Raw genomic sequence first — 25,098 nt, 5'->3', positions numbered from 1 at the left:
CGCGCCCCTGATGCCGTCATAGGCTTGGGAGCGCGGATTCGCTCCTGATCCGGTTTCGTTTTGACTCTGACCTTAGGTTAATGGCAGATTCCAACCGGTCCACGGTGTCCATGCCTGGTACGATTGATTGATACGGATTTAAGACTTATGTGGAGGCGCCGGCAATCGAAGAACCCGCCGGACGAGCATCGAATTTGAGAGGTAATATGACACGCAAGGTCACCAAGGCGATTTTCCCTGTTGCAGGAATGGGTACGCGGTTTTTGCCGGCGACCAAATCGGTGCCAAAAGAGATCATGACTTTGGTCGACCGCCCGCTGGTTCAGTATGCCATCGACGAAGCCCGTGCCGCTGGGATCAAGGAATTCATCTTCGTAACCTCGCGCGGCAAATCTGCGCTTGAGGATTATTTCGACCACAATCTGGTGCTCGAACAGGATCTAAAATCCAAAGGCAAAGACGATCTGCTGGAAGTTCTGAATGAAACCAACATGGAAAGCGGTGCGATTGCCTATATCCGCCAGCACAAGGCGCTGGGTTTGGGCCACGCGGTGTGGTGCGCGCGCCGCCTGATCGGGGACGAACCCTTTGCGGTCATGCTGCCTGATGACGTGATCGCAGCTGACAAACCATGTCTGCAGCAGATGGTCGAGGCCTATGAGGAAACCGGCGGCAACATGGTGGCCGCGATGGAAGTACCGAACGAGAAGACAAGTTCCTATGGGATTCTGGATACTGGCGAGAATGTCGGCACCGTCGTCCGCGCCAAGGGCATGGTCGAAAAGCCTAAACCCGAAGAAGCGCCATCGAACCTGGCTGTGATCGGTCGCTATATTCTGGGTCCGTCGGTCCTCTATAACCTGAACCAGAAGAAAGCGGGCAGCGGTGGTGAAATCCAGCTGACCGATGCGATTGCCGAAGACATCACCAACGGCGTACCCGTCTTCGGTTACAAGTTTGACGGTCGGCGCTTCGACTGCGGCTCAAAAGCAGGATTCCTGCGGGCAACCGTCTCCTTTGCACTGGATCGCGAAGATCTGCGGGACGATCTGAGCCGCTATCTGCATGACATCGTCGCCTCGGACCAGGCCGCCCAATAAAACGATCCGGTCTGAGGGAGCAGCCATCATGAGCAAGATCTATCCGGTCATCCTGTGTGGCGGCTCTGGCACGCGGCTTTGGCCGTTGTCACGTAAAAGTTATCCAAAGCAGTTCGTACCGCTAATTGGGGAAACCAGCCTGCTGCAACAATGTGCCGAGCGTCTGCGCGGGCCGGATGATGCGCCCTATGCCAAGCCATTGATCCTGACCAACGAAGCGTTTCGCTTCGTGGTACCCGAGCAATTGATCGAGATCGGTGTCAATCCCGGTCCGATCCTGATTGAGCCTGAGGGACGCAATACGGCACCGGCCGTGTTGGCCGCCGCGCTGCACCTTGCTTCAACTGACCCGAATGCGGTGATGTTGGTGGCCTCGTCAGATCACGTCATCCCTGACACCTCCGCCTTTCACGCGGCCGTGGCCGAAGGCGCGCGCACCATAGCCGACCGCGGCGACCTGGTGACATTCGGAATCACACCTGATCGACCCGAGACGGGGTATGGATATCTCAAGCTACGCCATTCGCCCGATGCATCTGGGGCGGCGGTTCAATTGGATCGCTTTGTCGAAAAGCCCGATCTTGAGAGCGCCAAAGCGATGGTCTCGGACGGCAGCTACCTTTGGAACTCGGGCATCTTCCTGTTCGCCGTGAAAGACATCCTGCACGCATTCGAACAACACGCCGCAGATCTTTTGGCACCGGTGCGATCGGCTGTTGAGCAAGCTCAGTCCGATTTGGGGTTCTTGCGTCTTGATCCAAAAGCATGGAGCACGGTTCAGGATATCTCGATCGACTATGCCGTGATGGAAAAGGCCCACAACCTCAGCGTGGTTCCCTATGCCGCCGGGTGGTCAGATGTGGGTAGCTGGTCCGCGGTGCAAGAACTGAGCAACCCGAACGCTGACGGTGTCGCAACCTCGGGCGAGGTCACGGCCATCGATTGCCGCAATGTGCTGGTTCGCTCGGAAGCCCCGGCTCAGGAAGTCGTTGCGATGGGACTTGAAAATGTGATCACGGTCGCGATGCCCGACGCAGTTCTTGTGGCGAGTATGGATCGGGCCCAGGACGTCAAACAGGCCGTCGCCGCATTGAAAGCCAAGGGCGCGAAACAGGCGGAATCCCTACCTGTCGATCACCGTCCCTGGGGCTGGTTCGAAAGCCTTGTGATCGGCGACCGGTTTCAGGTCAAACGGATCCATGTTCACCCCGGCGCTTCGCTCAGTCTGCAGTCGCACCATCATCGGTCCGAACACTGGATTGTCGTGGAAGGCACGGCTGAAGTCACCATTGATGACAAGGTGCAACTGGTTTCCGAGAACCAGTCAGTCTACGTACCGCTGGGTGCGGTGCATCGGATGGTAAACCCAGGCAAGGTGCCGATGGTTTTGATCGAAGTGCAAACCGGAACCTATTTCGGTGAAGACGATATCATTCGATACGAAGATATATATGCACGCGATTAGCGGCTGGACTTTTTAACACATGATAAATCGGGCGTTCGGCCCGGTCAGGCGAGATTCACGCGGATCACGGCAGGGTGGCGCGCAATCATCGTCGGACCGACAGCCATAGGAGGACGCCCGTGCCACAAAACTCACCCCGATTGAACCTGCCCTATCTGCAACCCGCGCAGGCCCAGAAACATGTCACCCATAACGAAGCGCTGCGGGCGCTGGATCTGGTCGTGCAACTTAGCCTTGCGGCGTTGAATTCCACAGTTCCGCCGGCCGCACCGGATCAGGGTGAAATCCACGCCTTGGGGGCTTCTCCAACCGGCGACTGGAGCGGTCAGGCCGGTAAATTGGCCGCGTGGATCGACAATGCTTGGCATTTCGTGACGCCCGGCATTGGTTGGCAGGCCTGGGATCAGGGATCGGGTCAGATCAAGGTCTGGAACGGATCGGATTGGATTGACCCGCCCGTCAGTACGCAAAACCTGTCTGGTGTCGGGATCACCACAGGGTCCGACAGCACCAACCGGCTGGCGGTGCGCAGCCCGGCCACGTTGCTGACCCACGAGGGAAGCGGGCATCAGTTGAAGATCAACAAGGCGGGTGCTGGTGATACGGCCTCGTTGCTGTTCCAGTCGAACTGGATCGGCCATGCCGAAATGGGCCTGTCCGGCAGCACCGAATTTGCGATCAAAGTTTCACCCGACGGCGGAAGCTGGACCGAGGCATTGCGGATCGATGCCAGCAATGGCACCGCAAGTGGCGCGGCGGTGCAAAGCAGCGTTGACGACACCACGCCGGGGCGCTTGATGCGTGCAGATTATGGCTATGGGCCCGGCAACGTATTGGGCGTGGTCTCGGAAACTGGCGGCACCCCCGGCGGGGCCGTTATCGAACGTGGCAGCAGCGCGAACGGCGATTATGTGCGCTTTGCCGATGGCACCCAAATTTGTACAGCGACATTGGGCGCGGTTGGGTGCACCACGGCAACCGGGGTCCTTTTTGCCAGCAGCTTTGCAAACTGGGATTTCCCCATCGCTTTCGCTTCGGGCACGGCACCCGGCATCAGCGGCAATGGTGGCGGGCTCAACCGGTTCCTTGGTTTCAATACGCCGTCTGAGACAGAGGTCACCTATCAAGTGATATCTGCAACATCTGATGCAACCACTCTGTCACCGACACTTATCGCGATTGGCCGCTGGTTCTAAGCCTTCATATCGTCCGGACCGATGGTCCGGGCGATCACAAATCTGCAGTCCAGACGCGGTACCGCCCTTGCCCGGTAACCTCCCGGATCAGACCCCTTCGGGTGAATTTGTCCAGATTCCGCTGAACGGCGGCGCGCGAGGATTGAGTCAGTTCTTCGGCCAGCGGGGCCGAGACCATCGGCCAGGCCGTTAGTGCATCGATCAAAACGGGCGGTGTGCGCCCACTCAGGTCTGACGTTGCATCGCGCGCGCGCGTTTCCCATGCGCTGATCCGGTCCAAATGCAGCAAGGCGGCAAGTGCGGCCTGCCCCGCCCCACGCACCCAGGCCGCCAGTTTTTCCTCAACTGTTCCGGAGCCGCGTAAAGCGCCCGGTCCAGACAAGGCCAGCGGCATAAACAACGCCCCGCCGCGCCCCATCGTTGCCGCGTGCCGGTTCGCGACGATCGCGGCTTCGGTGTCCTGTCCGATTCCGGGGGAAAATGCCCTCCATGCGTGAAAGCCAACAGCGGCCTGCGTGACCGGATGCAATCCGTCCGCGCTGCGCATCACCTCGGCCAGATCGGCGACCGCTTCAGGCGTATCTTCAATCCCTTGCGCCTGACGATCGAGAAATGCGGTGAGACCTGTCTCCCATCCGCCGTCCGAGGGGCCAGCGCCCGAGGTCAGCCTACGCACGGCCCAGCCTGCGCGATAGAGGGCCTGAACATCATCACTCGTCGCCCCGATCCGCAACCCCGTCCAAAGCGCCAGGCGATCGACCCCGATCCGGTCGCCGGTCCACCAGCCCAGGTCCGAGACCTCCATCAATGCCAACCGATGCCCCCAGCCCGACGGGCCTGCCCTCAACCGCTCATCCAACGCACCGAAGGTCAGGGCAAGATCCGCAAGATCGGCGGAAAGTTCGGATTGCGCCGCGCGCCAGTCTCGGGGATCGAACAAAAGTGTCTGCTCGGGCCGCGGCCCCGGTGTCAGCAGATCTTCGGGGTTTTCGTCATCAGGCGGAGGAAGAAACCACAGATCTTCATCTTCCGGCGGATCGGTGTCGTATATACTGCGGGGCCCCTCTTCGGTGGCCTCGTCATCCAGATCCGATGTCAGAGGTTTAGGCGTCATGGCCGATATTCTTCGACCATTTACGGCAGTTCACAAGGGGTATTCGAACTGATCAGCCGGTAAAGGTCTCGGTCAGGATGCTAAGCTCGTTACCCAGATCGGTCTGCGGGTCGCTGCCCAAAAGCATATAGCCATAGCCATCGCCCGCCCAGGTGGCTGTTGCCAGCCCGCTGAGCACAGCCAGGTTCACATCCTTCGCTGGCGCACCCTCACCCTGTCGGATAATGCAGAACGCAAAGGGCTGACCCTGTGCGTCCGCAAAAACGATCTGGATCAGCGGTTTGCCTTTGAACGACAGCACCTGCGCCCGCCTCAGATCAAGCCCGGGCAACGCCTCAAGCACATCCCGGTTCAGCGAACGGCCCAACTCTGCTTCGGCGCGGGCAAACTGTGCGTCCAGCGCCTCGGGCGAATTATTCAGCGAGGCGATGGTTTCCGGCACATAGAGCGACTGGTAAATCGCCGCCTGCGCGGCCCAGCCCAGTTCCGCAGGGCGTGTGGCCCAGAATGTGGCTGAAACCGCTATGACTGCAACCGAAGCCGCAACTGCCAAAAGGCGCATAGGCCCAGCAGAGCTTTGCGTCGCGACAGGTTGGGGCAGATCGACCTGCGGCGTCTTGGCGGGCACATCCTCAAAGGCCTGCTGAACCGCAGCAGCGAACGGATCGAGTGCCATCAGGCGCGATTCCAGCGCCGGTTCATCGGCCACTGCGTCCTCGATGGCGCGGGCCTCCGACTCCTCAAGACTGCCTTCCAGATAGGCCAGAAGCGTCTCATCTGAAAACTTCATTTGCCACTCCGTCGCACGATGTCAGCCCCGTCGTGCTGCATCACGGATTTCAGTTTCTGCCGGGCATTGGACAACCGGCTCATGATCGTACCGATGGGAACGTCCAGCATAGCAGCAGCTTCGCGGTAACTGTATCCTTCGACAAATACAAGCATCACCGTCTCGCGCTGCGCTTCTGGCAGTTGCATCACTTGTGTAAACACCTGAGCGGCGAAAATATTCGTTTCTGAATCGGGTCCGGATGCAATTAATTCAGATTCGGGCGTCACGGACAGCGCCTGCGCCTTTCGAACCGAACGTGCGCGGATTTCGTTCAACCAGATCGAGCGGCAGATCGTCATCAGCCAGCTGTCCAGACGGTCATAAGAAGTGACCTGATGGTGCCTCTCCAACGCCCGCAACGCAGTCGCCTGCATTAAATCGTCTGCAATATCCGAAGCGCCCGACAGAGCCAGCCCAAAACGCCAGACCCGTTTGGAGTGGGTCTGGATCGCGCCGCGTACGGCTTGTTCGGAACTCATTTCAACACTCATCGAATAAATCGCGACCTGTGTGTGTTTGCTTTGACATGGGACCGGGCCCGCTTGGTTTGAACTGACATAGACTCTGGAGGAAAGAAATGAAACTTCTGCTGAAAACATTCACGATTGCGTCGGCAATTGTTGCAATGCCCGCATTTGCGGCCAACTGGACATTGGATTCTGACGCCTCGCATCTGGCCTATGGCACAGTCAAAATCGAGGATGTGGGAGAGGTTAACTCCTTTTCAAATCTCTCGGGTCACGTAAGCGAAGACGGGAAGGTCGAGATCGATATCGATTTGTCTTCGGTTGAGACCAATATCGACATTCGCAACGAACGCATGATCGAGCATGTCTTCCGCAAGGCCGCCACTGCAACGCTGACGGCCCAGATCGATATGGACGCAGTCTCGAAATTGGCCGTAGGGGAAACCACCGTGATGGAAGTAGACGCCAAACTGTCGCTGGTAGGCACCGAGGTCGATTTCTACACCGACATGTTCATCCTGCGCGTCGGCGAGGATGCAGTCATGGTATCGACCAATGACATGGTCTTTATCAGCGCCGAGGATGCAGGGGTTACCCCTGGTGTCGACAAGCTGATGGAACTGGCGCAACTGCCCAGCATCACCCGCACCGTCCCCGTCACAGCACGCCTGATGTTCACTCAGGAGGGCTGAGACTCTGTGGCGCGACGGGCTGTCATCAGTGTAATGAGTTCTTCTTTGGTTCGCCCGATATGCGTCGCAAGCAGAGCGCAGGCCGCGTCAGTCTGACCGGCCTGCGCCAGCTGCAACAGCTCCCGATGTTCTTTGCGGGCAGGCCCGCGCTGCTGCATCACGCTCAGATGCATGCGAATGTAGCGATCGGATTGCAGCGATACCCGATGCAGCAGTTCATTGGTCAAGCCGCGCCCCGCCGCAGCGTAAAGAGCTGTATGAAAACGATGGTTCAGCGCACCCCATTGGCCAACATCGTTTGCGTCGTATGATGCCTCCATCTGTTTCAGGATATCCTTGCATTCTGCAAACTCTACAGTGGTCATCGCAGGGATGGCGCGCCGGAACAGGTCAACTTCAAGCAAAACCCGCAGGTCGAATATCTCGGCTATCTCGTCCAGCGAATGCTCGGTGACCGTCGCGCCTCGGTTTGTGGTCAAGACGACCAGCCCCTCGGCATCCAATTGTTTAAGGGCTTCGCGTATTGGCATACGGGACACATCATATTCTTCCGCAAGCGCTTCTTGCCGGATGGTTTCGCCCTCGGCCAGTTCACCGCTCAGGATACGTTCACGCAGATCGCTGGCGATCACATCAGGCAGGCTTTGGCGGGCAATGGCGCGTTTGGATCCCATGTTACGCACCCCAGGTGTCGCTCAGACGGTAGCCGCCCGGCCACGGGTCATCCGGGTCCAGCATGTGCTGATGCGTGCCGGTGATCCAGCCCCGGCCCGATATTTCCGGGGTAATCGCATTACGACCGTTCAGATCGTGCTGATTCACGATTCGGCAGCGGAACTCGCTGTCGATTACCGAGCGTGCATGATACCGGTCGGTCGCTGACATCTGCCCCTTTGCCAACAGCACCGCCATCCGCGCCGAGGCCCCCGTGCCACAAGGCGAACGATCCAGCTTGCCCGGTTTGATGGCAACCGTATTGCGGCCGGTCAGGATTTCACCTTCTCTTCGCAAGGGCCCAGCAATCTGACAGAACGAGATGTGATTCCAATCCTTGGTGGGATGGTTGAAACTCAACTGCTCATTTGCAGCGTCGGTGATCCCGGCACCAGTGCGGGCCAAGTCTGCACCTTCATCCGGCGTCAATGCAAAGCCAAGATCTGCGGCATCCACAATGACAAAACTGTCGCCACCAAAGGCGGTGTCGACGCGCAAGCTACCAATCCCTTCAACCTCAATCCGGGCGTCTAGCTTGTCCGCAAAGCTTGAGACATTCTGAACATAAATACGCTCGGCCTTGCCATTGCGGCACTTCGCCCGCACGCGGACCAACCCTCCGGGTGCTTCGAGCGTCATGTGTGTCTCGGGCTCCTGCATCGGGATGATCCCGCTATCGAGCAACACGGTTGAAACGCAAATTGAGTTTGAGCCCGACATAGGCGGCGTGTCTTCGGGCTCCATGATGATGAACCCAGCATCCGCGTCAGGATGCTTGGGCGGGACCAGCAGATTGACGTGCCGAAACACGCCTCCGCGCGGTTCATTCAATACAAAACGGCGCAAGGTCTGGTCCGAGGCGATGAAGTTGCGCTGATCCCAGATCGTGTCGCCGGGTGGAGGTGCGACACCTCCGACAATCACGTCACCGACCTCTCCTTCGGCATGGGCCGATACGACGTGAATGGTCTTTGTGCTGCGCATGAGATCCCCTTCAGAAACGGTTGGCAGAGTATGGATGCAACGAGATCGGAGGTTCCTGGCCATCGATCAGTGCGCCGATCAATTCGGCTGTTCCAGCCGATTGAGTCAGCCCTAGATGACCGTGACCGAAAGCATAAAAGACGTTCGCGGACCTGGCCGACGGCCCGATGACTGGAATGCTATCAGGTAATGATGGCCGGAAACCCATCCATTGCGTGCCGCCTTCGGTTTTGAGGCCCGGCAGAAATTGCGCGGCCTTTTGCAACAGAATGTCCGCTCGTTTGTAATTCGGCGGCAATTTCAGGCCACCAAGCTCAACCGCACCTCCGATGCGAACACCACCATTGATACGGCTCGCGACGAAACCATGACGCGAAAAGGTCAGATGCATCCGAAGATCGAAAGCACCTTTGGGCAGCGTCGTATTATACCCGCGTTCTGTCTCCAGCGGGATATGATCACCGAGAGTTCGCGCAAGGTGGTGCGACCACGCCCCGGCTGCGACGACCACATGCGGAGCTGCAATCCTGCCCTCGGCGTGGATGATTTCAACACCGGCATCGCGCGGTTCCAGCGCCCGGATTTCGCACTGTTCGATCGTTCCTCCCCGTTCACGAAATACCCACGCCAGATGCTCGACCCAGGCTTTGGGGTCGACCGTATTGAACCAGCCGGGCGTGAACCCCGCATGCGTGAAACGGGGGCTGAGGCCCGGTTGCTTTTCGGCAATCGCCGATGGGCTTTCCAACAGCTCGAACTCTATCCCATGGCGGCGACGCAACTCCCATGTGGGCAGGCTGGCACGGAATTCGGCCTCGCTTTCATAAAGCTGCATCTGCCCGTCGCGCTGCATCCTCTCTTCGCCGTCGACCGAAGGGATCAATCGCCCCAGCGCGGTTGAGGACAAGTCCATCAACTTGGACTGAGCGTCCAGAAGGCTCTCATATCGGTCCCGCCTGCTGGCGCGCCAGAACCGGTACATCCATGGCGCGATCTGCAGGGCATAGGCGGGTGGGATCGACAATGGACCAAGCGGATCAAGCAGCCATTTCGGGGCCTTGCGCATAATTCCGGGCGTTGCCAAGGGTTCCACTTCGGGGAAGGCAAAGGCCCCGGCATTCCCGGCCGAGGTCTCGGACGCGACGCCCTTTCGATCCAGCACGCGGACTTTATGCCCTCTGCGCTGCAACTCCAGCGCGGTGGTGATGCCAATGACACCGGCCCCTATGATGACCAGTTCGGTCACGTCTCAATGCCTGTGCGGAAGGGATCCTGCCTGCCGAAGATCAATGTGGCTTCGGCCATGATATAGGCTTGCCCGGTAATACGTGGGATCACCCCGCCATTTGGGCCCGGCTGATAGGATAAGCGATAAGAACTGCCGATGACACTTTCCTGCACAATCCCCTCTCCGGCAGCCAACTGATTATCCGCAGCCAGACACGCCAGCCGCGCGGAACTGCCGGTGCCGCAGGGTGAGCGGTCATAGTTGTCATCCGGGCAAAGCACAAAATTTCGACTATGCGCCCCGCTGGGCGAGTGTCCCTGCAGGATCACATGATCCACAGGCTCACCATTTTCGCCTCCCTCCCCTGCGTCAATCGAGGCTTCACGGATTGCGATAGTCAACGCGGTCATCGCACCGATATTCTCAGTTGTCACAGGGATCGGGCTGGGATCGACGATAAAGAACCAATTGCCGCCATAAGCGATATCGCCCGCTATCGACCCATGTCCGGGCACATCCAACGACACGTTCTTCCGGACCCGGCGGCTTTCGATATTGGTCACGGTGACGGTGTTTGCATCATGAAGCTCAACCGTCACCACTCCCGCTGGGGTTTCAATACGGTGCGTGCCGACATCAATCCGCCCCAAGTGCGCCAAGGTAACGGCCAGCCCTATCGTGCCGTGCCCACACATGCCCAATACCGCGTCCACATCGAAATAGATCACGCCGGTCACGCAGGAGGTATCCACCGGCTCAACCAACAACGCGCCGACCATGGCCGGCTGTCCGCGGGGTTCAAGCATTATCGAGCGATAGAAGGCTTCATGTTCGGTCGCCAACCGACGCGCCCGCTCGGCGAGAGGCCCGGTGCCAAGATCGGGGGCGCCGTCCAGAATGACCCGCGTAGGCTCACCTCCGGTATGGCTGTCGATCACATGCATTCGGCAATCACTCCGCCCTGCCTCGACCAATCGGCGAACCAGCCGCGGAACAGCGCATATTGCTGCTCGCAGTAGTTACGCTGCGCGTCTGTCAGCGCATCGCCTTCGTTGAAATGCAGTTGGTATTCGTCTTCTCCGTTCAGCACCAGAAGGTGCTTGTAGTAAAGCACCAGATCAGGGCCTTCATCGAAGCTCGACAATACATGGATCGCCTCGGTCAGTTCTTGCGCGCGTTGGCGCGCCTCGGCATGGCCTGCAGCTGCTTTCTGAGACAGTGCAGCCAGCAAAAGCGCCTCACGCGGCAGAGCGGTGCCGATTCCGGTGATTGAGCCAGTTGCACCGCAATTGACGAAGCCATGGTAGACCTCGGTATCGACGCCGACCATCAGCGTGACCTGATCATCCTGGCTGGTAATATTCTCGGCGGCATAGCGCAGATCATCCTTGCCACCAAATTCTTTGAACCCAACCAGATTGGAATGCTCGGCGCGCAGAGCAAAGAACAGATCGGCCCGCGTGGCAAAGCCATAATACGGGCTGTTGTAGATGATTGCGGGCACATCCGGTGCGGCTTCGAGGATCGCCTTAAAGTGATTTTTCTGCGCTGCAGGCGAGCTGCCCCGCGACAACACCCGCGGGATCACCATCAGCCCCGCCGCGCCCATCTTCTGCGCATGGGCCGCGTGGGCAACCGCGGATTTCGTGTTGATCGCCCCGGTACCGACCACAACCGGCAACCCGGCATCGATCAGACGCTCAACCCCTTCCATCCGCTGGGCGTCAGTCAGCAAGGGCCAATCCCCCATCGAGCCGCAATAGACCACGGCTGACATCCCGGCTGCGATCATCTCTTGTCCTTTGCGGACAAGCGCATCGAAATCCGGTTGGCGAGCGGAGGTGCAGGGGGTCATCAAGGCGGGCATCGTGCCGGTGAATACGGTGTTTGGCATTCCAGGGTCTCCATTCGCTGAGCGCACGAATCTTCAGTATCGGATATTGGATACAAAATCCATAAATAGATTTGTGCCTCTTTTCAGCGGCACACAACGCAACGGGCCAGAAGCTTTGAAAGCTAATGACCCGCGTAAGTTCATGGCATACAGATTGGATGCTCAGCGCAACCTCTGCCCGGTCTCCGGATCGAACATCATGGCGCGTTCCGGGCGGAACGAGATACCGATCCGCTCTCCATTCTTGCTGCGCTGATCTTCGCGTTCTTCAACGATCAGTTTATCACCATTTGGGGTTAGCAAATAGGAATACGACACACCGCCAAGCGCTTCGGTCAGGTCCACAGTGCAGGACTCTCCGTTGCGATCGACCTGAATATGCTCGGGGCGAATGCCCAATGTTACCTTCGTGGCACCGGACGGCACACCATTCGTCACCGGGATGGATTCAGACAAGGCCGGATGGCGCACGGTTCCATCGACCACATCACATTCAAGGAAATTCATCGCTGGCGAACCGATGAAACCAGCGACAAATTTATTGTCAGGATCGCGGTACAGATCCATCGGAGCTCCGACCTGTTCGATTCGCCCATCCCGCAGCACGACGATCTTGTCGGCCATGGTCATCGCCTCGACCTGATCGTGCGTCACGTAGATCATTGTCGCACCGATTTCCTGGTGCAGACGCGCAATCTCAACCCGCATCTCCACCCGCAATTCTGCGTCGAGGTTGGACAGGGGCTCGTCGAACAGGAATACCTCGGGGCCACGCACAATAGCGCGACCGATGGCTACTCGTTGACGCTGACCACCCGACAGAGCCTTGGGCTTGCGTTTCAAATACTGGTCGAGCTTGAGAATACCCGAGGCTTCCTGAACCTTCTGATCAATTTCGGCCTTCGCCACACCGTTCATCCGCAGGCCAAAACCCATATTCTCGGCCACGGTCATATGTGGATAGAGCGCATAGGTCTGGAATACCATCGCCACACCACGCTTCGCCGGATCCATATGCGTGACATCGCGTGCGCCGATATGAATCTCTCCGTCCGAGGTCTCCTCCAACCCGGCTATCATCCGCAGCAATGTGGATTTGCCGCAGCCTGAAGGGCCAACGAAGACACAGAATTCACCATCTTCAATCTGCAAATCGATCCCGTGGATGACCTGAGTCTGGCCATAGCGCTTGATCGCGTTCTTCAGGGTTACACCTGTCATGTCGCTTGTATCCTGTTCTTCTGGCTCTCGGGGAACCGCCACGCTTGTGCTTCGGTTCCGATTTGTTCGGCTACACGCCGAACGCGGGGAACCCATGATTCCAATTGTTCGAAATTCATCCGCCCGGTCGATCCGGTGATCGAAAGCGCACCCAACACGCGCCCACCAGGCGTCAGAATGGGACAGGCCACGCAGATAATGCCGGGTTCGTGCTCTTCATCGTCAACGGCATAGCCCCTGTTGCGGATCATCTCCAAATTTGCGCGCAAGGCAGCTTCCGAGGTCAGCGTCTTGTCGGTGAACCGATGAAAGCTCTGCTGCGAAATCGTTTTCTGCAGCAGGCCCTCATCCAAATAGGCCATCATCGCCTTGCCGACGCCGGTACAATAAGCCGGGCCGACTTTTCCGGCCTCGGAATACATCTCGACTGGTCGCTGCGCGTTTCGCTTGTCTACATATAGAACCTGGCCAGAATCGAGCTGCGCCAGATGCACCGTCTCGCCAGTTTCCTGGCTGAGCACATCCAGGAACGGCCGCGCGATCGGCGCCAGTGAGCTTTGAGTCCAGGCCGAATGCGCCAGACGCACGAGGCGCATGCCCGGGGAATAGGTCTGCCGGTCAGGATCGTAATACAACATCCCCTGATTGGTCAGTGATTGCAGAAACCGATAGAGGGTTGCCTTGGGAAACTCGCTGCTTTCCAGCAGTTCCGCAAATCGAACAGGGCGATCGAACGACGCCACCTGCTCCAGCACATCACATGCTTTTCCGATTGTACCGTCACCTGCCACGGGTGCCTATTCTCCTCCACTTTCCCTGCGGCCAGGCCACGAGGGTCTTGACAAGACTAGCCGAGTCGATGTGTAGTTTTCAATATATAAAACACGGTTTCATTATTTGGAACTTAAAAACACCAGAATGGAAGCAAAAGGGAGGAAACCATGCATTCCATCTTCAAGCGCACCACGGCTGCGCTGGCCATGAGCGTCGCAATCGCGGCTCCGGCCGTTGCCGAGCTCTCGGGCGAGCTGCGCATTTTCCTCGACACGTCGAACCCTGCGCCCCGCGCGACAATGGAAGCGATGATCGAGCGCTTTGCGGCAGAGCACCCCGGCCTGGAAATCGAAACCACGGTGATCGACCGCGAAGCCTATAAGACCCAAATCCGCAACTTCCTGACGGCGGACACGCCTGATGTCGCCACATGGTATGCTGCGAACCGGATGAAACCTTATGTGGAGGCTGGTCTTTTCGAAGATGTGTCCGATCTCTGGGCCGAGCCTGAGATTGCAGACAACCTAGCCTCGACCAAAGGTGCGATGACCATCGACGGCAAGCAATGGGGCGTGCCCTATACCTATTATCAGTGGGGCGTTTACTATCGCAAAGACATCTTCGATGAGCTGGGCCTGAGCGAGCCAACCACCTGGGAAGAAGAGCTGGCAAACTGCCAGAAGATCGTCGATTCGGGACGCGCTTGCTACACCATCGGGACCAAGTTCCTGTGGACCGCTGGCGGCTGGTTCGACTATCTGAATATGCGCACCAATGGCTACGACTTCCACAACCAGCTCGCCAATGGCGAAATCAGCTGGGAGGATGATCGCGTCAAGCAGACCTTCGCCAACTGGAAGCAGCTGATCGATATGGGCGCGTTTATCGACAACCACCAGACATATAGCTGGCAAGAGGCCCTGCCCTTCATGGTCAACGGCGAAGCCACGGCCTATCTGATGGGTAACTTCGCCGTGGCCCCGCTGCGCGAGGCTGGTCTGTCCGATGATCAGTTGGATTTCTACCAGTTCGTCGCCATCAACCCCGATGTAGAACTAGCCGAAGACGCGCCGACCGACACGTTCCACATCCCGGCCAATGCTTCCAACAAGGAAGCCGCGCGCGAGTTCTTGCGCTTTGTGGTTTCCGCGGATGAGCAATCCGAAATCAACAACGGCGCAAATCTCGGCCAGCTTCCGGTAAACGCGCAGTCTTCGGTGGATGACGATAAGTTCCTGCTGCAAGGTTTCGAGATGCTGTCGTCGAACAGCCCCGGCGGCGTTGCCCAGTTCTGGGATCGCGACGCGCCTGCTGAAATGGCCAAAGTGTCGATGGAAGGCTTTCAGGAATTCATGGTCAAGCCCGACAATGTTGACCGTATTCTGGCCAAGCTGGAACGTGCACGCGGGCGCATCTACGACAACTGATTTGGAATGTAGGCCGGGCTGAAGCCTGGCCTATGCCAAGCACAATCGTAGGGCGGGCTTCAGCCCGCCTTCACCCCACCAGACCCGAGAGTCCTCATGACAGCTGCAGTAGACGTCCCCGAACAGGAAAGCTGGTTCCACAGAAACCAACAACGCATCGCGCCGTGGCTGTTTCTGGCCCCCGGCCTGCTGTTCTTCATGGTCTATGTGATCATCCCGGTTTTCCAATCCTTCAACCTTTCTCTCTACGAATGGGACGGGCTGGGTGCGGCGGAATACGTTGGCTTTCGGAATTACGAGGACCTCTACTGGGAGTGGGTCGACCGGGACGCATTCTACATTTCGCTCAAGAACAACCTGATCTGGTTGATCCTGTACCTGGCGGCGATCCCAGCGGGTCTTTTCATCGCACTGTTTCTAAATCAGACAGTTTGGGGCATCCGCCTTTATAAATCGCTGTTTTTCTTCCCATTCGTTATTTCTCAAGTCGTCGTCGGCCTTGTGTTCACTTGGTTTTATGACCCGACCTTCGGGCTTTTGAACGAATTCCTCGGCTTGTTTGGCATGGGACCGTTGAACGTATTGGGCGACGAGCGCTTCGTGACTTACGGCATCATCTTTGCCGGCCTCTGGCCGCAGACAGCCTACTGCATGATCCTCTACCTCACCGGCCTCAACGCCGTGGATCCCGAACAGATCGAGGCCGGGCGTCTGGACGGTGCAAAAGGCTGGCGGATGCTCTGGCACATCATTCTGCCGCAGCTGCGCCCTGCCACCTTCATCGCCTTTGTCGTGACCATCATCGGCGCGCTGCGCAGCTTCGACCTAATCTCGATCATGACTCAGGGCGGTCCGTTCGGGTCGTCTCGCGTTCTGGCCTACTACATGTTCGAGGTCGCGCTGTCCGAATACGGCTTCCGCATGGGATATGGCGCGGCCATCGCCGTGATCCTGTTCCTGATCATGCTCTGCTTCATCGCCTATTTCCTGTGGTCGATGTATCGTGAAGAGAAGGGGCACTGAGATGTTTCCCAAACCCATCGAAAAACAACCCCGCGCGGCACAAATTACCTATCAGGCCATGCTACCTCTGGCCTTGCTGCTATGGCTCGGCCCCCTGCTGGCGGTTGCCCTGTTCTCAGTCAAACCGGCAGCAGACTTCACCAACGCGAATTACTGGGGCCTGCCGTCCAGCTTTGAGGGTGCAGTCAACTACGGGCAAGTCTTCTTCAACTCGGACATGCCGCGCTATCTGATGAACTCGTTTCTTATCACCGTTCCGACGGTGATTGGCGCGGTCGCACTCAGCTGCATGACCGGGTTCGCCTTGGGTATCTACAAATTCAGATCAAATCTCTGGATCTTCTTCATGTTCGTGGCAGGTAATTTTGTACCCTTCCAGATTCTCATGGTCCCGGTGCGCGACCTGACGCTGGAACTGGGTCTCTACAATACCAAAACCGGTCTGGTCTTGTTTCACATCGCGTTCCAGACTGGCTTCTGCACGCTCTTCATGCGCAACTTTATCCGCGCCCTGCCCTTTGAGCTGATTGAGGCGGCGCGAGTCGAGGGCATCAGCGAATGGCGTATCTTCTGGTACGTCGTCCTGCCATTGATGAAACCAGCAATTGCAGCGCTCAGCGTGCTGATTTTCACCTTCATCTGGAACGACTATTTCTGGGCGGTTGTTCTGACCCAGGGCGCGGAAAGCCAACCTGTTACGGCAGGGATCACCAGCTTCAATGCGCAATTCCGCGCCGCCTATCAATTGATGAGTGCAGGTTCCATCGTCGCGGCGCTGCCGCCGGTGGCCATGTTCTTCCTGATGCAGAAACACTTCATCGCGGGTTTGACCCTCGGTGCCGTAAAATAACGTCAAACCAAAGGTTTGCCCGATGACCAAGATCACCTTTATCGGCGCGGGTTCCACGATCTTCATGCAGAACATCGTGGGCGATGCCCTGCTGACCCCGGCATTGGCCGACAGCCATTTTGCGTTGATGGACATCGACCCTCAACGCCTGACCGAGAGCGAAACAGTAGCGCGCGCCATGATCCGATCAGTCGGGACAGGCGCTACGGTATCGACCCATACCGACCGCCGCGCAGCGCTTGAAGGGGCCGACTTCGTCATAACTGCCTTCCAGATCGGAGGGTACAAACCTTGCACCGTCACAGATTTCGAAATCCCCAAACAGTACGGGCTGCGCCAAACCATCGCTGACACGCTTGGCGTCGGAGGCATCATGCGCGGGCTGCGTACGGTCCCAGTCCTGTGGGACGTAGCAAGAGATATGATGCAACTCTGCCCCGACGCGACACTGCTGCAATACGTCAATCCGATGGCGATCAACACCTGGGCGCTGGCCGAGCAATTCCCAACGCTTAAACATGTCGGGCTCTGCCATTCGGTCCAGAACACGGTCGAGGAACTGGCCCATGACCTCGACCTGCCCAAAGACGAGTTCCGCTATAAGGTCGCTGGCGTTAATCACGTCGCCTTCTTCCTGCGCCTCGAACATCAGGGTCGCGATCTCTACCCCGCCCTCCGCCAGGGCTATGCGCAGGGTGCACTGCCCAAACCCCCGTTGCTGATGCCACGTTGCCCGAACAAGGTGCGGTATGAGGTGATGGACCATCTGGGTTATTTCTGCACCGAAAGCTCGGAACATCTGGCCGAATATGTGCCGTGGTTCATCAAAGACGGGCGGCATGATCTGATCGAGCAATTCTCGATCCCGCTGGATGAATACCCTACCCGCTGCGTTGAGCAGGTTGCGAATTGGAAAGAACAGGCCAAAACCCTGACCGATGGCCGCGATATCCAAGTCACCCGCAGCCACGAATTCGCGGCTGATCTGATGAACGCTATCGTAACCGACACCCCCTACACGGCCTATGGCAACCTGCCCAACACCGGCCAAATCCCGCAACTGCCCCTTGGTGCTGCGGTCGAAACCCCTTGTCTGGTGGACAGCAATGGCGTGCAACCTTCCGTCGTCACTGACATTCCATCGCAACTGATCGCGCTCATGCGGACCCAGATCAACGTTCAGGAACTCACCGTCCGTGCGCTGGTTGAACAGAACTCCGAGCACATTTATCACGCTGCGATGATGGACCCGCACACAGCGGCCGAGCTGGACCTGCGCCAGATTCGCAATCTGGTAACAGATCTTCTGACTGCTCATTCAGACTGGCTGCCCGACTGGTGCCAGCCCGCCAAAGCCGCTTGAAGGGGCAATCAATGACCAAGAAACGCCGCTCGGAACACTGGTACGGGAAGCTCGACAAAGACGGGTTCATCCATCGGTCCTGGATGAAAAATCAGGGTTTTCCTGACCACGCATTTGACGGACGCCCAATTATCGGCATCTGCAACACATGGTCGGAACTGACACCCTGCAATTCGGGCCTGCGCGACCTGGCCGAAGGTGTCAAACGTGGCGTGTGGGAGGCCGGCGGCTTCCCCCTCGAATTCCCCGTTATGTCGCTGGGCGAAACCCAGATGAAACCCACGGCCATGCTGTTCCGAAACCTGCTGGCGATGGATGTCGAGGAATCGATCCGCGCCTATGGCATTGACGGCGTTGTCCTGCTGGGCGGATGTGACAAGACCACGCCGGGGCAGCTGATGGGTGCAGCCTCAGTCGATCTGCCCTCCATCGTAGTCAGCTCCGGCCCGATGCTGAATGGGAAATTCAAGGGCAAGGATATCGGCTCGGGCACGGATGTCTGGAAGTTCTCGGAAGAGGTCCGTGCAGGAGAGATGACCCTGCAGGATTTCATGAACGCCGAGTCGGGCATGTCGCGTAGCGCCGGGGTTTGCATGACCATGGGCACAGCTTCCACCATGGCCTCACTGGTCGAGGCAATGGGTATGAGCCTGCCCACCAATGCGGCCCTGCCCGCCGTCGATGCCCGCCGTATGGCGCTGGCGCATCTGACCGGCAAGCGGATTGTCGAGATGGTGGACGAAGACCTCAAACCTTCGGACATCCTGACCAAAGAGGCGTTCGAGAACGCCATTCTGACCAATGCTGCAGTCGGAGGCTCAACCAACGCGGTCGTGCATTTACTGGCGCTTGCAGGACGCGTCGGCGTTGACCTGACGCTCAAGGATTTCGAACTCGGAACCGAAATCCCGCTGCTGGTGAACTGCATGCCCTCAGGCAAGTACCTGATGGAAGATTTCTGCTATGCTGGTGGTGTGCCAGCCGTGTTGAACGAACTCAAATCCTTCTTACGCCCGGCCAAAACTGTCCTGAACAAGGATATATCGGCCCATTATGAAGGAGCCGAGTGCTATAACACCGATGTCATCCGCCCCTTCGCTGATCCGGTCAAACCCGCTGCTGGCCTGCGTGTTTTGCGCGGCAATCTTGCGCCCAACGGGGCCATCGTGAAACCATCGGCAGCCACTGACGCGCTGCTGGAAACCGAAGCAGAAGCTTACGTTTTTGAAAACATCGAAGACCTGAAGGCGAACATTGACCGCGACGACCTGCCAGTGACGGCTGAAACCATTCTGGTGCTCAAGGGCTGCGGGCCCAAGGGCTATCCCGGCATGCCCGAGGTTGGCAATATGCCGATCCCCGCCAAGCTGGTGAGGGAAGGTGTGCGCGACATGATCCGCATCTCGGATGCGCGCATGTCAGGCACTGCTTATGGAACCGTCATCCTGCATGTCAGCCCCGAGGCACAGGCAGGCGGCACATTGGCGCTGGTTAAAACCGGTGATCGCATCCGCGTGTCGGCCAGCAAGGGCGAGATGGAACTTCTGGTCGATGAGGCAGAACTGGACGCCCGCCGCGCCACCTGGCAACCGGACGATCCGCATTACACCCGCGGCTACGCGAAACTCTATATCGACCATGTGCTGCAAGCGGATCAGGGTGCCGACCTTGATTTCCTTGTTGGAAAAGACACCCGCCTTGTGACCAGAGAGAGCCATTGATGACCCAACCCGCCACTTTCCATGACCTGAACGGAGCGTCGGTTTACATTACCGGCGGCGGCTCTGGGCTTGGGGCCGCGCTGACGGACGGCTTCATGGCACAAGGTGCTCAGGTCGCCTTCATCGGCCGCTCTGACGCCAGTGCCTTTGTTGATGAAATGCGTGAAAAGCACGGGCGAGCACCTCTGTTCCTGCAGGGCGATATGACCGACACCGAGCTTTTGCACGCCACCATGCAACAAGCGGCTGAGGCGCATGGCCCGCTTGACGTGTTAGTCAACAATGCGGCCAACGATAAGCGCCACGGGCTTGAAGACACCACGCCCGAGTTCTGGGACTGGATGATCGAGGTCAATCTCAAGGCCTATTACTTTGCCTGTCAGGAAGCTGCGCGTCAGATGAAGGATAAAGGTGGGGCGATCGTCAATTTCAGCTCGATCAGCTATCTGATGGGCAATTCCGGTTATCCGATATACACGACTTCGAATGCGGGGATCACTGGCATGACCCGTTCATTGGCGCGCGAATTGGGGCCGCAGGACATCCGGGTCAATGCGCTGGCTCCGGGCTGGGTGCTGACCCAGAAGCAGCTGGATATGTGGGCAACGCCCGAAGATCTGGTCGCGCATCTGGAGCGGCAATGCCTGAAAGAACACCTCAAACCCGAAGATATGGTTGCGCCGACACTGTTTCTTGCGTCAAAGGCCAGCCATGCGATGACCGGCCAATGCATGGTGGTTGATGGCGGTGTGGTGACAACAGGATGATGAAATGAACACGGACTGGATCGCAGTTGATTGGGGAACATCCCGCCTGAGGGCTTGGGCCATGCAGGGTGACACTGTGCTGGAACACTCTCAGTCACAGGATGGCATGTCCAAAACAGCCGGCGGAGATTTTCAGGCCGCGCTAATGGCACTGATTGAGCCCTGGTTGCCCGCAGAAACCGTTGATGTCATCGCTTGCGGCATGGTCGGTGCGCGGCAAGGCTGGGTCGAAGCACCCTATGTCGCCGTCCCCTCGGCCCCTGTGCCGAATGCTCCGATCCGGGTCCCGGATACTGACCCACGTATCCGCGCATTTGTCGTGCCGGGTTTGAAGCAGTCCGATCCTGCCGACGTTATGCGTGGCGAAGAAACCCAGATCGCAGGTTATCTGGCAACGCGCCCGCACTGGGACGGCGTCATATGCCTGCCCGGCACGCATACCAAATGGGTGCAAATCAGCGCCGGAGAAGTCATCAGTTTCAGAACATTCATGACCGGCGAATTGTTCGATCTGCTACGCGGGCAATCGGTACTCCGACACTCGGTAGAGGACGGATGGGACGACGCAAGTTTCAGCGAAGCGGTCACGGATGCGCTGTCCAAGCCGGAACAATTGGCCGTTCGGTTGTTTGGTTTGCGCGCCGCTGACCTGCTGCACGGTCAAAGCAAGTCCGTAGCCAATGCACGGTTGTCCGGCATGCTGATCGGAGCGGAGCTTGCCGCGACGCGGCCCTATTGGCTGGGTCAGCAACTGGCAATCATCGGACCGGAAGGTCTGTCAAACGCCTACGCTGCAGCGCTCGGACAACAGGGCGCTATGATTGAGATCGTGGACGCCACAGCTGCAACGCTTGCAGGTTTGTTGCAGGCTCGATCCCTGACGAAAGAAACCGCATGAGCCGCCCTGTCATTGCCATCCTGCGCGGGTTGACCCCATCCGAGGCCGCCGCTGTCGGGCGGGCGCTGATCGACGCTGGAATTGATCGGATCGAAGTTCCATTAAACTCGCCCAACCCATTGGAGAGCATCAGGATTCTGGCACGCGAATTCGGCGATGATGCTCTGATCGGTGCAGGCACCGTTCTGACTCTGGATGAGGTCGACTCGGTGGCCAATGTTGGAGGCCGCTTGATTGTCTCGCCCAATTGTGACGTCGACGTCATCTCGCATACTCATAAGCTAGGCCTCGAAAGCTGGCCGGGCGTGTTTACTCCGTCCGAAGCATTCTCGGCACTCAAGGCGGGTGCGAGCGGGCTGAAGCTGTTTCCGGGATCCATGGCTGGACCTTCGGGGCTTGCCGCGATGCGGGCAATTCTTCCCGCCGGGACTCAGGTTTTTGCCGTCGGCGGCGCAGGGCCTGAAAACTTCAAGGAATGGATCGAGGCCAGCGCAGACGGGTTTGGCATCGGATCAGCGCTATTCAAGCCGGGCATGCCTGTCGCGGATATCGCTGAACGAGCCCGCAAGATCGTTACAGCTTATGACGAGGCCATCGCATGAGTCAGATCTATGACGACCGCCCTTGCGAATTGGGCGAAGGGCCGTTGTGGCATCCGGAACGGCAGCAATTGTTCTGGTTCGATATCATCGGCAAGCGCTTGATGTCGCGTGACGGAGACACGGCACAGATCTGGCAGTTTGATGAGCATGTCTCGGCCGCAGGGTGGATCGATCACGACACTCTGCTGATCGCCTCAGAAACCGGGCTCTGGCGGTTTGGGTTGGAGACTGATGCGAAAGACCTCATCGTAGCGCTCGAGGCGGACAACGCAGTTACGCGCTCGAACGACGGTCGCGCAGACCCATTTGGTGGGTTCTGGATCGGCACCATGGGTAAACAGGCCGAGGCCGGTGCCGGATCGATCTACCGCTATTGGCAGGGAGAGCTGAGGCATTTGGTCGGAGATGTCACCATCTCGAACGCTATCTGCTTTGCGCCCGATCGGTCCTGTGCCTATTTCTGCGATACTGCGACCAAACAGGTCATGCGTTGGCAATTGAATGCGCAAACGGGATGGCCCGAGGGAAAGGTAGCTGTCTTCCTCGACCTCACCCAAGAAGGACTAAACCCGGACGGTGCGGTCGTCGACGCGCAAGGCAACATCTGGATCGCCCAATGGGGTGCCAGCCGGGTGGCCGTTTATGACGAGGATGCACATTTTCTGCGTGCAGTCGATTTTGACGCCCGCCATACTTCCTGCCCCGCATTCGGAGGCAACGATTTGACGACGCTGTTCTGCACCACGGCCCGGCAGGGGTTGGACGCAGATACATTGAAATCAAACCCAACCAACGGCATGACCCTTTTTGCGCCAGACGTCGCGCATGGGCAGATGGAACACAGAGTCATCTTATGAAACCCGAACTTGGTGTATGCTATTACCCGGAACACTGGCCTGAAACGCAGTGGTCCGAAGACGCGGAACGTATGATCCATGCAGGTCTGAAATGGGTCCGTATCGGCGAATTCGCCTGGAGCCGGTTAGAGCCAACGCCTGCCGATCTGCAATTCGACTGGCTCGACCGTGCCGTCGAGACGCTTGGCGCTGCGGGGTTGAAGGTGGTGATGGGCACGCCCACGGCTACACCACCCCGGTGGATGCTGGACAAGCATCCCGACATGCTGGCCGTTGACGCCAACGACAACCCACGCAATTTCGGGTCGCGCAGGCATTATTGCTTCAGCCATCTGGGCTATGTCGAAGAAGGCGTGCGCATTGCGCGGATCATGGGCGAGCGCTATGGGCGCAATCCTCATGTCGCCGCGTGGCAGATCGACAATGAATATGGTTGTCACGACACAACGCTCAGCTACAGCCCGGTTGCATTGCAGGCATTCCGGCTCTGGCTGAAGAACCGCTATGGAACCGTTCAGGCCCTGAACGAGGCGTGGGGCAATGTGTTCTGGTCGATGGAATACACCAGCTTTGACCAGATCGACCTGCCCAATCTGACAGTAACAGAACCCAACCCGGCGCATGTTCTGGCCTTCCGCAGATTCAGCTCGGATCAGGTAGTGGCCTTCAACAAAGCTCAGGTTGATGCGCTGCGCCCGCTGACAGATACACCACTGCTTCACAATTATATGGGGCGTGTGCTGGATTTCGATCACTTCGAGATCGGAAAAGACCTCGATATCGCCACTTGGGACAGTTATCCGATCGGCTTTCTGTCGGACCGGCTTGAGGCTGATGACACACATAAGGCAGCGTTCCTGCAACAAGGTGATCCGGATATGCAGGCGTTTCACCACGACCTCTACCGCGCGGTTGGCCACGGGCGCTGGTGGGTGATGGAGCAACAGCCCGGCCCGGTGAACTGGGCACCTTACAACCCGGCCCCGCTGCCCGGCATGGTGCGGCTCTGGTCGCTGGAGGCTGTGGCGCATGGTGCTGAAGTTGTCAGCTATTTCCGCTGGCGTCAGGCCCCGTTCGGGCAAGAACAGATGCATGCAGGTCTTCTGAGCCCATGGGGGGACGACACCCCCGCTCTGACCGAGGCGCGCCAGACAGCCGATGAATTGGCCAAGCTTGGAGAGATCAAGCCCGCGCGTGCCAAGGTCGCTATCCTGTTCGACTATGCGTCGGATTGGGCGTGGCAGACGCAGCCTCAGGGGGCGGGCTTTGGGTATTTCCGTTTGGTCTTCGCGGCCTATCGTGCGCTACGGCGGGCTGGGCTATCGGTGGATGTCCTTTCTGCGGCTTACCCGCTTCCTAACGACTATGACCTGATCCTGGCACCGGGTCTCGCAAGTGTGGACGAGGATCTGCAAAAATCGTTGTCCAAAGCCAAACTCGCGATCCTCGGACCGCGCACAGGCGCCATCACGCCCGAGTTTCGCATTCCCGACCACGGACGCCCCGGCCTGTCGGCGCTGGATTGCTCGGTCGATGTGATCGAGACATTGCCCCCCGGCACCGAACGCCCGGTTGAGGGCGGCGGCGCAGTCATCCACTGGGCCGAACATCTGTCCGGCGACGCGCCCGACCTACTGAGCTTTGACAATGGCAACGCGGCACTGAAGGGAAATGATAGCCTGTGGTATCTGGGCGGTTTCCCGGATGAACCTCTTTGGGACAGGATCATCGCCATGGCGGCGCAACAAACGGGCCTGCCCGTCGTTTCGATGCCAAACGGCTTGCGACGGCGCGAGACAGCCTCTTACGAGGTTCTGATCAACTACAACGCAGACCCGATCGTCTGGGAGGATACCCGGGTCAACGGTTGTGATGTCGTGTTCCGCACACGCGTGCAGCCATAATAATA

At 58.4% G+C, this 25,098-nt stretch carries 24 protein-coding genes; 14 read left to right on the top strand and 10 right to left on the bottom strand.

Annotation, left to right across the window (positions count from 1 at the left end; genetic code table 11):
* Positions 1-206: 206 nt before the first annotated feature.
* The 3 genes from galU to ACR0IV_RS13425 all read left to right on the top strand — a co-directional run bounded on the left by galU (position 207) and on the right by ACR0IV_RS13425 (position 3,761).
* Entirely contained in the window at positions 207-1,100 is an 894-nt protein-coding gene (gene galU / locus ACR0IV_RS13435; RefSeq protein ID WP_480658741.1) for a UTP--glucose-1-phosphate uridylyltransferase GalU, read from the top strand.
* Between the two features lie 28 nt (positions 1,101-1,128).
* Positions 1,129-2,565, top strand: coding sequence for a mannose-1-phosphate guanylyltransferase/mannose-6-phosphate isomerase (locus tag ACR0IV_RS13430; RefSeq protein ID WP_480472674.1), 1,437 nt, complete (start codon positions 1,129-1,131; stop codon positions 2,563-2,565).
* A gap of 119 nt (positions 2,566-2,684) precedes the next feature.
* Positions 2,685-3,761: a DUF2793 domain-containing protein gene (locus tag ACR0IV_RS13425; RefSeq protein ID WP_480658744.1), complete on the top strand. Its 1,077-nt coding sequence runs from the start codon at positions 2,685-2,687 to the stop codon at positions 3,759-3,761.
* A gap of 34 nt (positions 3,762-3,795) precedes the next feature.
* On the opposite strand, the gene ACR0IV_RS13420 is transcribed toward ACR0IV_RS13425, so the two are convergent.
* Genes ACR0IV_RS13420 through ACR0IV_RS13410 form a run of 3 tightly spaced genes read right to left on the bottom strand, consistent with a single transcriptional unit; the run spans position 3,796 to position 6,186 of the window.
* The gene (locus ACR0IV_RS13420; protein WP_480658746.1) at positions 3,796-4,875 is read right to left on the bottom strand and encodes a helix-turn-helix domain-containing protein; all 1,080 of its coding nucleotides are present in this window, start codon (positions 4,873-4,875) and stop codon (positions 3,796-3,798) included.
* 52 nt (positions 4,876-4,927) lie between these two features.
* A complete protein-coding gene (locus ACR0IV_RS13415; RefSeq protein WP_480658748.1) occupies positions 4,928-5,665 on the bottom strand; it encodes a hypothetical protein in 738 nt (245 codons plus the stop codon).
* Complete coding sequence (locus ACR0IV_RS13410; protein WP_480472666.1) at positions 5,662-6,186, bottom strand: RNA polymerase sigma factor; 525 nt, start codon at positions 6,184-6,186, stop codon at positions 5,662-5,664. The genes ACR0IV_RS13415 and ACR0IV_RS13410 overlap by 4 nt, the downstream gene beginning before the upstream one ends.
* A gap of 98 nt (positions 6,187-6,284) precedes the next feature.
* On the opposite strand from ACR0IV_RS13410, the gene ACR0IV_RS13405 reads away from it, so the two are divergent.
* Positions 6,285-6,866 carry a YceI family protein gene (locus tag ACR0IV_RS13405; protein ID WP_480472664.1) on the top strand — a complete coding sequence of 194 codons (582 nt, stop codon included), beginning with the start codon at positions 6,285-6,287 and terminating at the stop codon, positions 6,864-6,866.
* On the opposite strand, the gene ACR0IV_RS13400 is transcribed toward ACR0IV_RS13405, so the two are convergent.
* From ACR0IV_RS13400 to ACR0IV_RS13370, 7 genes are all read right to left on the bottom strand, one after another.
* On the bottom strand, positions 6,854-7,540 hold the full coding sequence (locus ACR0IV_RS13400; RefSeq protein WP_480658751.1) for a GntR family transcriptional regulator: 687 nt from the start codon (positions 7,538-7,540) through the stop codon (positions 6,854-6,856). The two genes, ACR0IV_RS13405 and ACR0IV_RS13400, sit on opposite strands and share 13 nt — an antisense overlap.
* Before the next feature lies 1 nt (position 7,541).
* Positions 7,542-8,564: a trans-3-hydroxy-L-proline dehydratase gene (locus ACR0IV_RS13395; protein ID WP_480658753.1), complete on the bottom strand. Its 1,023-nt coding sequence runs from the start codon at positions 8,562-8,564 to the stop codon at positions 7,542-7,544.
* Between the two features lie 10 nt (positions 8,565-8,574).
* On the bottom strand, positions 8,575-9,810 hold the full coding sequence (locus tag ACR0IV_RS13390; RefSeq protein ID WP_480658755.1) for an NAD(P)/FAD-dependent oxidoreductase: 1,236 nt from the start codon (positions 9,808-9,810) through the stop codon (positions 8,575-8,577).
* Positions 9,807-10,736 carry a 4-hydroxyproline epimerase gene (locus tag ACR0IV_RS13385; protein WP_480658757.1) on the bottom strand — a complete coding sequence of 310 codons (930 nt, stop codon included), beginning with the start codon at positions 10,734-10,736 and terminating at the stop codon, positions 9,807-9,809. Before ACR0IV_RS13385 ends, ACR0IV_RS13390 begins: the two co-directional genes overlap by 4 nt.
* Positions 10,727-11,686 (bottom strand): dihydrodipicolinate synthase family protein, encoded by a 960-nt coding sequence (locus ACR0IV_RS13380; protein WP_480472654.1) that lies wholly within the window; start codon positions 11,684-11,686, stop codon positions 10,727-10,729. The genes ACR0IV_RS13385 and ACR0IV_RS13380 overlap by 10 nt, the downstream gene beginning before the upstream one ends.
* Before the next feature lie 162 nt (positions 11,687-11,848).
* Positions 11,849-12,907: an ABC transporter ATP-binding protein gene (locus ACR0IV_RS13375; protein WP_480658760.1), complete on the bottom strand. Its 1,059-nt coding sequence runs from the start codon at positions 12,905-12,907 to the stop codon at positions 11,849-11,851.
* Positions 12,904-13,698 (bottom strand): IclR family transcriptional regulator, encoded by a 795-nt coding sequence (locus ACR0IV_RS13370; protein ID WP_480658762.1) that lies wholly within the window; start codon positions 13,696-13,698, stop codon positions 12,904-12,906. Before ACR0IV_RS13370 ends, ACR0IV_RS13375 begins: the two co-directional genes overlap by 4 nt.
* 150 nt (positions 13,699-13,848) lie before the next feature.
* Here ACR0IV_RS13370 and ACR0IV_RS13365 point away from each other — a divergent pair, with 150 nt between their 5' ends.
* The 10 genes from ACR0IV_RS13365 (at position 13,849) to ACR0IV_RS13320 (ending at position 25,093) form a co-directional block, all read left to right on the top strand.
* Positions 13,849-15,108 (top strand): ABC transporter substrate-binding protein, encoded by a 1,260-nt coding sequence (locus tag ACR0IV_RS13365; protein WP_480658764.1) that lies wholly within the window; start codon positions 13,849-13,851, stop codon positions 15,106-15,108.
* A gap of 96 nt (positions 15,109-15,204) precedes the next feature.
* Positions 15,205-16,131, top strand: a complete 927-nt coding sequence (locus ACR0IV_RS13360) for a carbohydrate ABC transporter permease (protein WP_480472648.1) — start codon at positions 15,205-15,207, stop codon at positions 16,129-16,131.
* A gap of 1 nt (position 16,132) precedes the next feature.
* Positions 16,133-16,981 (top strand): carbohydrate ABC transporter permease, encoded by an 849-nt coding sequence (locus tag ACR0IV_RS13355; protein ID WP_480472646.1) that lies wholly within the window; start codon positions 16,133-16,135, stop codon positions 16,979-16,981.
* Positions 16,982-17,003: 22 nt separating this feature from the next.
* Entirely contained in the window at positions 17,004-18,344 is a 1,341-nt protein-coding gene (melA, locus tag ACR0IV_RS13350) for an alpha-galactosidase (RefSeq protein WP_480658767.1), read from the top strand.
* 11 nt (positions 18,345-18,355) lie between these two features.
* Positions 18,356-20,065: an IlvD/Edd family dehydratase gene (locus tag ACR0IV_RS13345; RefSeq protein ID WP_480658769.1), complete on the top strand. Its 1,710-nt coding sequence runs from the start codon at positions 18,356-18,358 to the stop codon at positions 20,063-20,065.
* On the top strand, positions 20,065-20,832 hold the full coding sequence (locus tag ACR0IV_RS13340) for an SDR family NAD(P)-dependent oxidoreductase (RefSeq protein ID WP_480658770.1): 768 nt from the start codon (positions 20,065-20,067) through the stop codon (positions 20,830-20,832). The genes ACR0IV_RS13345 and ACR0IV_RS13340 overlap by 1 nt, the downstream gene beginning before the upstream one ends.
* 4 nt (positions 20,833-20,836) lie before the next feature.
* Entirely contained in the window at positions 20,837-21,730 is an 894-nt protein-coding gene (locus tag ACR0IV_RS13335) for a 2-dehydro-3-deoxygalactonokinase (RefSeq protein ID WP_480658772.1), read from the top strand.
* Positions 21,727-22,332, top strand: coding sequence for a 2-dehydro-3-deoxy-6-phosphogalactonate aldolase (locus ACR0IV_RS13330; protein WP_480658774.1), 606 nt, complete (start codon positions 21,727-21,729; stop codon positions 22,330-22,332). Before ACR0IV_RS13335 ends, ACR0IV_RS13330 begins: the two co-directional genes overlap by 4 nt.
* On the top strand, positions 22,329-23,189 hold the full coding sequence (locus ACR0IV_RS13325) for an SMP-30/gluconolactonase/LRE family protein (RefSeq protein WP_480658775.1): 861 nt from the start codon (positions 22,329-22,331) through the stop codon (positions 23,187-23,189). Before ACR0IV_RS13330 ends, ACR0IV_RS13325 begins: the two co-directional genes overlap by 4 nt.
* Positions 23,186-25,093, top strand: coding sequence for a beta-galactosidase (locus ACR0IV_RS13320; RefSeq protein WP_480658777.1), 1,908 nt, complete (start codon positions 23,186-23,188; stop codon positions 25,091-25,093). Before ACR0IV_RS13325 ends, ACR0IV_RS13320 begins: the two co-directional genes overlap by 4 nt.
* Positions 25,094-25,098: the final 5 nt, after the last annotated feature.

The sequence above is a fragment of the Ruegeria sp. C2 genome (assembly GCF_056537765.1).
Note: the sequence above shows the minus strand (reverse complement) of the source record. Positions and strands in the feature narration are given on the sequence as shown.